At 68.2% G+C, this 8,358-nt stretch carries 12 protein-coding genes; 11 read left to right on the top strand and 1 reads right to left on the bottom strand.

What is annotated here, in order from left to right; genetic code table 11:
* Window positions 1-91: 91 nt before the first annotated feature.
* The gene (aroQ, locus tag JC881_RS32150; RefSeq protein WP_198789807.1) at window positions 92-532 is read right to left on the bottom strand and encodes a type II 3-dehydroquinate dehydratase; all 441 of its coding nucleotides are present in this window, start codon (window positions 530-532) and stop codon (window positions 92-94) included.
* A 72-nt stretch (window positions 533-604) separates the two neighbouring features.
* Here aroQ and JC881_RS32145 point away from each other — a divergent pair, with 72 nt between their 5' ends.
* From JC881_RS32145 to JC881_RS32095, 11 genes are read left to right on the top strand one after another with little or no spacing between them, the layout of a single operon-like run.
* Window positions 605-1,276, top strand: a complete 672-nt coding sequence (locus JC881_RS32145) for a Rieske 2Fe-2S domain-containing protein (protein ID WP_198789806.1) — start codon at window positions 605-607, stop codon at window positions 1,274-1,276.
* Window positions 1,277-1,286: 10 nt separating this feature from the next.
* Window positions 1,287-2,150 (top strand): aromatic ring-hydroxylating oxygenase subunit alpha, encoded by an 864-nt coding sequence (locus tag JC881_RS32140; protein WP_198789805.1) that lies wholly within the window; start codon window positions 1,287-1,289, stop codon window positions 2,148-2,150.
* Window positions 2,147-2,797: a glutathione S-transferase family protein gene (locus JC881_RS32135; RefSeq protein ID WP_198789804.1), complete on the top strand. Its 651-nt coding sequence runs from the start codon at window positions 2,147-2,149 to the stop codon at window positions 2,795-2,797. The genes JC881_RS32140 and JC881_RS32135 overlap by 4 nt, the downstream gene beginning before the upstream one ends.
* 60 nt (window positions 2,798-2,857) lie before the next feature.
* Window positions 2,858-3,964, top strand: a complete 1,107-nt coding sequence (locus JC881_RS32130; protein WP_198789803.1) for an S-(hydroxymethyl)glutathione dehydrogenase/class III alcohol dehydrogenase — start codon at window positions 2,858-2,860, stop codon at window positions 3,962-3,964.
* Window positions 3,965-3,983: 19 nt separating this feature from the next.
* Window positions 3,984-4,904 (top strand): alpha/beta fold hydrolase, encoded by a 921-nt coding sequence (locus JC881_RS32125; RefSeq protein WP_198789802.1) that lies wholly within the window; start codon window positions 3,984-3,986, stop codon window positions 4,902-4,904.
* A complete protein-coding gene (gene fghA, locus JC881_RS32120; RefSeq protein ID WP_198789801.1) occupies window positions 4,901-5,779 on the top strand; it encodes an S-formylglutathione hydrolase in 879 nt (292 codons plus the stop codon). Before JC881_RS32125 ends, fghA begins: the two co-directional genes overlap by 4 nt.
* Window positions 5,780-5,826: 47 nt before the next feature.
* On the top strand, window positions 5,827-6,321 hold the full coding sequence (locus JC881_RS32115) for a GNAT family N-acetyltransferase (protein ID WP_233102173.1): 495 nt from the start codon (window positions 5,827-5,829) through the stop codon (window positions 6,319-6,321).
* Window positions 6,322-6,343: 22 nt separating this feature from the next.
* The gene (locus JC881_RS32110) at window positions 6,344-6,733 is read left to right on the top strand and encodes a VOC family protein (RefSeq protein WP_198789799.1); all 390 of its coding nucleotides are present in this window, start codon (window positions 6,344-6,346) and stop codon (window positions 6,731-6,733) included.
* Between the two features lie 19 nt (window positions 6,734-6,752).
* Window positions 6,753-7,064, top strand: a complete 312-nt coding sequence (locus tag JC881_RS32105; protein ID WP_198789798.1) for a YciI-like protein — start codon at window positions 6,753-6,755, stop codon at window positions 7,062-7,064.
* Window positions 7,061-7,486: a TfoX/Sxy family protein gene (locus tag JC881_RS32100; protein ID WP_198789797.1), complete on the top strand. Its 426-nt coding sequence runs from the start codon at window positions 7,061-7,063 to the stop codon at window positions 7,484-7,486. Before JC881_RS32105 ends, JC881_RS32100 begins: the two co-directional genes overlap by 4 nt.
* Entirely contained in the window at window positions 7,483-8,106 is a 624-nt protein-coding gene (locus JC881_RS32095; protein ID WP_198789796.1) for a 3'-5' exonuclease, read from the top strand. The genes JC881_RS32100 and JC881_RS32095 overlap by 4 nt, the downstream gene beginning before the upstream one ends.
* Window positions 8,107-8,358 lie beyond the last annotated feature (252 nt).

The raw sequence follows: 8,358 nt of genomic DNA, 5'->3' as shown, positions 1-8,358 counted from the left end.
CCCGCAGCGAAATCAAGGAGGAGGCCGAAGGCCGGGGGACATTCGCGGAGGGGAGTACCCGGCGGCCTGCGCACCCGCCCCGAAATGCCCTCTAGGGCACCAGCGCGGCAATCGCCAGCGTGTAGCCCTTGACCCCCAGCCCCACGATGATCCCGCGCGCCGCCGGCGAGATGTACGACTTGTGGCGGAATTCTTCGCGCGCATGCACGTTCGAGATGTGCAGCTCGATCAGCGGCACGCTCGCGCCCTTGATGGCATCGTGCAGCGCGATCGAGGTGTGGGTGTAGGCGCCGGGGTTCATCACCACGCCGAGCATGTGGCCGGCGGCCACTTCGCGGCCCGCTTCCTGGATCCAGTCGATCAGCACGCCCTCGTGGTTCGACTGGCGGCATTCGATCTCCACGCCGAGCTTCGTACCCGTGTCCTGGCACAGGCGCTCGACATCGGCCAGCGTGTCGCGGCCATATTGCTCGGGCTCGCGCGTGCCGAGCAGGTTGAGATTGGGGCCGTTGAGGACGAGGATTTTCTTCATGATGAATGAGGGTCTGGTCGAGGCGGAGACGACAATTATGGTCGCCCCACGGCCTCGTGAAATCCACACCTCATGAACACTGACGACTCGTCTCGCTGGCACCCTGTGGCCCGTTCGGCCGACCTGCGCCCCGGCGCCAACATCGTCGCCGGCTTCGCACAGGGCCAGGAGCTCGCGCTCTGGCGCTCCGCCGGCGGCGCGGCGCAGGCCTGGGAGAACCGCTGCCCGCACCGCAGCGTGCGCTTCACGCTGGGCCAGGTCATCGAAGAGCGCCTGGCCTGCGCGTACCACGGCTGGCAGTACGCCGCGGGCAACGGGCAGTGCGTCGGCATTCCCGCGCACCCGGCGATGCAGGCGCCGCGCAACGTCTGCGCCAAGGTGTTCGGCGCGGTCGATGCGGCCGGCATGCTGTGGGTCAGCCTCGCGCAGGACGCATCCGCCGCGCCGCCATCGCTGGCCAGTGCCGTGCCGGCTGGCTGGCACTTCTGCCGCACGCTGACGCTGCGTGCCGGTGCACAGGACGTGCGCGATGCGCTTGCACGGCGCGGCTTCGCAAGCGATGAAGCGCCGGATGCATTTCAAGGCGCGCTCGACGCGGTGAAGACCGCCGCCCTCGTGCTCGACGCGCAACCGCAACTCACCTTCATCCACCTGTGGACCGACGCGCCGCCCGGCTCCGACGCGATGAAGTCCCTCCACGCGGCCGCGCGCAACCTGCGCAGCACCATCGAAACTCAAGGCTGAAGGAACCGCGATGCCCTTCGTCACCGACGATCCCAACATGCTCGACGACTGGCTTGTCATTGGACCTGCAAGCGCGCTCGGCGGCGCCTCCGAACAACGGCCGCACACGACCCGCCTGCTCGGCGAAGCGCTGGCGCTCTGGGCTGATGCCGACGGCGCGCCGCAGTGCCGCCTCGCCGCACAGCCGCTGGCCGTGCAATCGCGCTACGGCTATCTCTGGGTCTGCCCCGGCGGCCGCCCAGCGCGCCCGCTCTTCGCGTTCCCCGAATACACCGAGCCTGGCCGCCGCACCGTCGATTGCGGCGGCATCGGCGTCGCGGTGTCGGGCCTGCGCGTGATCGAGAACTTCCTGGACATGGCGCACTTTCCCTTCGTGCATGCCGACTACCTCGGCAAGGTGCCGCACACCGAAGTCGCGCAGTACCAGGTGAATGTCGACCCCGCTACCGGCGAGATCTGGGCGACCGACTGCCGTTTCTGGCAGCCCCGCGCCTCGGCCGCGCACGACAGCGGCGCCGACGTGCGCTACACCTACCGCGTGATGCAGCCCTTCTCGGCCATGCTCTACAAATCGAGCATGCGCCCCGACGCGCAGGACGCCATCGCCCTCTTCCTGCAGCCGATCGACGACGAGCACGTGATCGCCCACACGATGCTCGCCTGCTTCGACGATGTGTCCACCGACGCCGAACTCATCGCCTTCCAGCAGACCATCTTCGGGCAGGACAAGCCGATCCTGGAGAACCACGCCTTCAAGCGCATGCCGCTCGAAGGCCGCGCCGAGACGCCGACGCGCGGCGACACCTCGTCGGTCACCTACCGCCGCTGGCTGCGCGAGCGCGGCATGCGCTTCGGCACGAGGGCGGCCGCATGACGGCGGTGCTGAAGCTCTACGAACACCCGCTCTCGGGCAACTGCTTCAAGGTGCGGCAGATGCTGGCGTGGCTCGGCGTTGCGCACGAAGCGGTGCCGGTCGATTTCCACCCGGGCCGCGCGCACAAGTCGGCCGCGTTCATTGCGAACGTCAACCCGCTCGGGCAGATCCCGGTGATCGACGACGACGGCTTCGTGCTGCGCGATGCGCAGGCCATCCTGGTCTATCTCGCGAGCCGCCACGACGCGCAGCACCGCTGGTACCCCCATGACCCGAAGCTGCGCGGCCAGGTCGCGATGTGGCTCGCCACGGCCGACGAGATCACCCGCACCGCCTCGGCGGCGCGGCTGCACGATGCGCTCGGCTACCACCACCTGGACATCGACGCCTGCCGCAGCGGCGCGCGCGCGGTGTTCCGCGTGCTCGACGACCACCTCGCCGAACAGGCGAGCGCCGGCCTGCGCTGGCTCGCGTCGGCGCCCGGGCCGACGATCGCCGACCTCGCCTGCTTCCCGTATGTCGCGCTGGCCGGCGAAGGCGGCATCGCGCTCGACGAGTTTCCGGCCCTCCGAAACTGGGTCTGGGATTTCCGACACCTGCCCGGGTTCATCGGGATGTCGGGTATCTTCCCTGCTGGCCCTGCCTGAGTATTCTTGGGCTCCTCGCCCCCTACACCCCTCTTTTCCCCTCTTCCCCCCGAAACCGCCATGAAAACCAAAGCCGCCGTCGCCTGGAAATCCGGAGCCCCCCTCACCATCGAAACCGTCGATCTCGACGGTCCCCGTTTCGGCGAAGTGCTGGTCGAGATCAAGGCCACCGGCATCTGCCACACCGACTACTACACGCTCTCGGGTGCCGACCCCGAAGGCATCTTCCCCGCGATCCTGGGCCATGAAGGCGCGGGCATCGTGGTCGATGTGGGCCCCGGCGTCACCACGCTCAAGAAGGGCGACCACGTCATTCCGCTCTATACGCCCGAATGCCGCCACTGCAAGTTCTGCCTTTCGCGCAAGACCAACCTGTGCCAGCTGATCCGCGGCACGCAGGGCAAGGGCCTGATGCCCGACGGCACTTCGCGCTTCAGCATGGACGGCAAGCCCATCGCGCACTACATGGGCACCTCGACCTTCAGCAACTACACGGTCGCCCCTGAAATCTCGCTGGCCAAGATCCGCGAAGACGCGCCCTTCGACAAGGTCTGCTACATCGGCTGCGGCGTCACCACCGGCATCGGCGCGGTGATCTTCACGGCCAAGGTGGAAGCCGGCGCCAACGTGGTGGTGTTCGGCCTCGGCGGCATCGGCCTGAACGTCATTCAAGGCGCGAAGATGGTGGGCGCCGACAAGATCATCGGCGTGGACCTGAACCCCGAGCGCGAGGCCATGGCCCGCAAGTTCGGCATGACGCACTTCATCAACCCCAAGGACACCGAAAACGTCGTCGATGCCATCGTGCAACTGACCGACGGCGGCGCGGACTACAGCTTCGAGTGCATCGGCAACACCAAGGTGATGCGCCAGGCGCTCGAATGCACGCACAAGGGCTGGGGCCGCAGCATCATCATCGGCGTGGCCGAGGCGGGCGCGGAGATCAGCACGCGGCCGTTCCAGCTGGTCACCGGCCGCAAGTGGGAAGGCTCGGCCTTCGGCGGCGCGCGCGGCCGCACCGATGTGCCCAAGATCGTGGACTGGTACATGGAAGGCAAGATCAACATCGACGACCTGATCACGCACACCATGCCGCTCGAAGACATCAACAAGGGCTTCGACCTCATGAAGCGCGGTGAGTCCATTCGCGGCGTGGTCCTGTACTAAGCACTGCGAGGTACCCGCCATGAATCGCATGGAGCCATTGCGCAAGATCGAGGCGGGCGTCCTCGAAATCGCCTACCACGAAGCCGGCCCCGCGGACGGCCCGCCCGTGCTGCTGATGCACGGCTTTCCGTACGACATCCACACCTACGCCGAAGTCGCGCCGATGCTCGCGGCGCAAGGCTGCCGCGTCATCGTGCCGTACATGCGCGGCTACGGCGGCACGCGCTTTCTGAGCGATGCCACGCCGCGCTCGGGCGAACAGGCGGCGTTCGGCGCCGACCTGCTCGCGCTGCTCGACGCGCTGGAGATCGAGCGCGCGGTGCTCGCGGGCTACGACTGGGGCGGCCGCGCCGCCTGCGTGGTCGCGGCGCTGTGGCCCGAGCGCTGCGCGGGGCTGGTCTCGCTCAACAGCTACAACATCCAGAACATCGCCAAGGCGATGGAGCCCGACACGGCCGAGAACGAGCACAGCCTCTGGTACCAGTACTACTTCCACAGCGAGCGCGGCCGCGCGGGCCTCGCGAAAGACCGCAAGGCCATCGCGAAGCTGCTGTGGAAACTGTGGTCGCCGACCTGGCAGTTCGACGACGCCACCTTCGATCGCAGCGCCGCCGCGTTCGACCACCCCGACTTCGTCGACGTGGTGATCCACTCGTACCGCCACCGCTTCGGCCTCGTGCCCGGCGACCCGGCCTATGCGGACATCGAACGCCGCATTGCCGCGCAACCGGCGATCACCGTGCCCGCCATCACCTTCGACGGCATCGACGACGGCGTGCGGCCCCCGGCCGATGCCGCGGCCCACGCGCACCGTTTCGGCGGACCGCGCTCGCACCGCCTCGTGCCCGGCGCGGGCCACAACCTGCCGCAGGAAGCGCCGCGCACCTTCGCCGATGCGGTGCTCGAACTCGTCCCCGCGCTGCGCAACCAAAAACCATGACCGACCACACACCCAAGACCCTGTCCGAACACCCGTGCTTCGGCGGCGTGCAGAGCTTTCACGAGCACGCCTCGCAAGAGATCGGCTTGCCGATGCGCTTCTCGGTCTACCTGCCGCCGCAGGCCGCGAACGGCCCGGTGCCGGCGCTGCTCTACCTTGCGGGCCTCACCTGCAACGAGGAGACCTTCGCCATCAAGGCCGGCGCGCAGCGCATGGCCGCGAGCCTGGGCCTGGCGCTGATCGCGCCCGACACCAGCCCGCGCGGCCCCGCCGCCGAGGCCGCGCCCGGCGCGAAGGACGACTGGGACTTCGGCATCGGCGCGGGCTTCTACCTGGACGCCACGCGCGAGCCCTGGGCTACGCACTGGCGCATGGAAAGCTGGATCGTCCACGAGCTGCTGGCGCTGATACCGCAGCACTTCGCGATCGACGGCCAGCGCATCGGCATCTTCGGACACTCGATGGGCGGGCACGGCGCGCTCACGCTGGCGCTGCGGCATCCGGGCCGCTTCAAGTCGCTCTCGGCCTTCGCGCCGATCTGCGCGCCCACGCAGTGCCCATGGGGCGAGAAGGCATTCGACGGCTACCTGGGCGCGCCGGGCGTGGACCGCGCGCAGTGGCTCGCGCACGACGCGAGCGCGCTCATGCGCTCGCAGACCGTCGCGCCGTACCCGCAAGGCATCCTCATCGACCAGGGCCTCGCCGACAAATTCCTCGCCGAGCAGTTGCACCCCGAGGCCTTCGAGGCCGCGTGCTTTGCCGCCGGCCAGCCGCTCACGCTGCGCCGCCACGCGGGCTACGACCACGGCTACTACTTCATCCAGAGCTTCATGGCCGACCACATCGCGCACCACGCGCAAACGCTGCACACCTGATCGACTGCGGCGTGACTGCGGGATGCACGCGCCGTATCATGAAACGCATGTCCGCCGCCCAAATCCCCGCCTTCCACCTGCGGTCGCGCGATGGCACCGCCCAAGAGAGCATCGTGCTGGCCGGCATCTGGCGGCGCGCATGGATCTCGGCCAACCGCAACGCGGCCTTCACCGAACCGATCGCGCACTGGCTCAAGCGCGTGCAGACCGAATTCGTGCCGCCGGCCGAAGTGGTGCTCGCGGAGCGCGACGGCCAGGTGCTCGCGTTCATGGTGCTGCTGGAGCGCCGCGAGTACGTGGCGCAGCTCTTCGTCGAACCGCACCTGCGCAACCAGGGCCTCGGGCAGGCGCTGCTCGACGAGGCGTGCGTGCGCATCCCGACCGGCTGGCGCCTGCACGTGGCCACCACCAACACCGCCGCGCAGCGCTTCTACGAACGCTACGGCCTCGTGCGCGGCACGGTCGACCACCACCCGACCAGCGGGCGCGAACGCATCGCCTACCATTGGTCGCCCTCGCGCCCGCCCTGGCGGGTGGACTGAGCAGCCCCACCTTTTTCTTGTCATGCGCATCGACCACATCGCCCTCTGGACCACCGATCTCGAACGCTGCAAGCGCTTCTATGTCGACTACTTCGGCGCGACCGCCGGCGCGGGCTACGTCAATCCGGCCAAGGGCTTCGCCTCGTGCTTCCTGAGCCTGGGCGACGGCGCGCGCATCGAGGCGATGACGACCACCACGCTCGCCCCCGTCGCGGCCGAAGCCGGCGCGCAGCGCATGGGCTGGACGCACCTGGCCATCAGCGTGGGCTCCGACGCCGCCGTCGACGCGCTCACGCAGCGGCTGAAGGCCGACGGCTATCCGCTGCTCGACGGCCCGCGCCGCACCGGCGACGGCTACTACGAGAGCGTGGTGCTCGACCCCGACGGCAACCGCATCGAGATCACGGCCTGAACCCCGCGGAGACACCTTCATGCACTACCTCCTGATCTACGACACCGCGCCCGACTACCTCCAGCGCCGCGGCGAATTCCGCGACGTGCACCTGGCCTTCGCGTGGCAGGCCGTCGAGCGCGGCGAGCTGCTGCTCGGCGGCGCCACCGGCAACCCGCCCGACGGTGCCGTGCTGCTCTTCGAGGCCGATTCGCCCGAAGTGCCCGAAGCCTTCGCCAAGGCCGATCCGTATGTGCTCAACGGCATCGTCACGGGCTGGCGCGTGAAGGCATGGAACACCGTGGTCGGCGCAGAAGCATCGACGCCGGTCAGGCCGAACGCCGCGCGATGAGCGATTTCGTCCAGAGCCTGCACGAGGTCTTCGAGCGCCTGGGCCGCATCCAGACGCGCCGCATGTTCGGCGGCCACGGCGTGTGGCACGAGGGCCGCATGATCGCGCTCGTCGCGAAGGACACGCTGTACCTGAAGTCCGATGCCGGCAGCGCCGAACATTTCGACAGGCTGAACCTGCCGCCCTTCACCTACGTGCGCCAGGGCAAGGAGATGCCGATGTCGTACCGCCTCGCGCCGGCCGATCTTTTCGAAGATCGCGAAGAGGCGGCGCGCTGGGGCCGTCTGGCCTATGAAGCCGCCCTGCGCTCGGGCCAGCCGCCCAAGCCGCCCAAAAAGAAGGCCGCGGCGAAGAAAGCTCCCGCCAAGAAATCACCCGCAAAGAAAGCCCCAGTGAAGACCAAGAAAGCATCCCCTCGGTGAGCGACAACACATCGACGTTGCAGCCCCTGCCCGAACGCGAGCAGATCGCCCTGCTCGAGGCCTTCGAGGGCCTGGACCTGAAGGACATCGTCGTCGTCACCACGCTGCAGGAAGCCGAGCACGCCGCCGCCACGCTGCTGGCCGCGGGTGTCGCGGGCTTCGACACCGAATCCAAGCCCACCTTCGCGAAGAACGAGGTGTCGGGCGGCCCGCACGTGGTGCAGTTCTCCACGCGCGAGCGGGCCTGGCTCTTCCAGCTGCACCGCACCGAATGCAACCCGGTGGTTGCCGCGCTGATCGCCTCGACCGAGTTGAAGAAGGTCGGCTTCGGCCTCTCGACCGATCTCACGCTCATCCGCAACCGCCTGAACATCGAGCCGGGCGCGGTGTACGACATCGACAGCGAATTCCGCCGCCGCGGCTACCGCAAGTCGGTGGGCGTGAAGACGGCGGTGGCGCTGGTGTTCGACCGGCGCTTCATGAAGTCGCGCAAGGCGACCACGTCGAACTGGGCCAACAAGCAGCTGACGGAATCGCAGATCCGCTACGCGGCCAACGATGCCTATGCGTCGATCCGCGTGTACGACGCGCTCTTTGCCGGCATCCCACCCCTGCGCTGATGGAGCGGGGACTGGCGCTACCGCAACAGCCTGTTGGGCAAGGGCGACTTGCAACGCGGGTCAGCCCTCTACTCCGCTCTTTGTAGCGTCGGTCACCCGCTCGCAGCACAGCGGAATCTGCAAACTACTTCGCACTCTTGCCGGCTTTGTCCGGCCGAAGATGCCGTGCGACCATTGTTTGCAATGGTGCTGGGCACGCAGGCCTCAGACTTTTTGGAAGGTCATTCCTCAAGGTCCATCGCGTGTCTTTTT

The sequence above is a fragment of the Variovorax sp. IB41 genome (assembly GCF_016405905.1).
Lineage (GTDB): Bacteria > Pseudomonadota > Gammaproteobacteria > Burkholderiales > Burkholderiaceae_C > Variovorax.
Note: the sequence above shows the minus strand (reverse complement) of the source record. Positions and strands in the feature narration are given on the sequence as shown.

Coding starts and splice junctions, on each gene's coding strand:
- aroQ (WP_198789807.1), bottom strand. CDS start 532: ATGAAGAAAATCCTCGTCCTCAACGGCCCCAATCTCAACCTGCTCGGC.
- JC881_RS32145 (WP_198789806.1), top strand. CDS start 605: ATGAACACTGACGACTCGTCTCGCTGGCACCCTGTGGCCCGTTCGGCC.
- JC881_RS32140 (WP_198789805.1), top strand. CDS start 1,287: ATGCCCTTCGTCACCGACGATCCCAACATGCTCGACGACTGGCTTGTC.
- JC881_RS32135 (WP_198789804.1), top strand. CDS start 2,147: ATGACGGCGGTGCTGAAGCTCTACGAACACCCGCTCTCGGGCAACTGC.
- JC881_RS32130 (WP_198789803.1), top strand. CDS start 2,858: ATGAAAACCAAAGCCGCCGTCGCCTGGAAATCCGGAGCCCCCCTCACC.
- JC881_RS32125 (WP_198789802.1), top strand. CDS start 3,984: ATGAATCGCATGGAGCCATTGCGCAAGATCGAGGCGGGCGTCCTCGAA.
- fghA (WP_198789801.1), top strand. CDS start 4,901: ATGACCGACCACACACCCAAGACCCTGTCCGAACACCCGTGCTTCGGC.
- JC881_RS32115 (WP_233102173.1), top strand. CDS start 5,827: ATGTCCGCCGCCCAAATCCCCGCCTTCCACCTGCGGTCGCGCGATGGC.
- JC881_RS32110 (WP_198789799.1), top strand. CDS start 6,344: ATGCGCATCGACCACATCGCCCTCTGGACCACCGATCTCGAACGCTGC.
- JC881_RS32105 (WP_198789798.1), top strand. CDS start 6,753: ATGCACTACCTCCTGATCTACGACACCGCGCCCGACTACCTCCAGCGC.
- JC881_RS32100 (WP_198789797.1), top strand. CDS start 7,061: ATGAGCGATTTCGTCCAGAGCCTGCACGAGGTCTTCGAGCGCCTGGGC.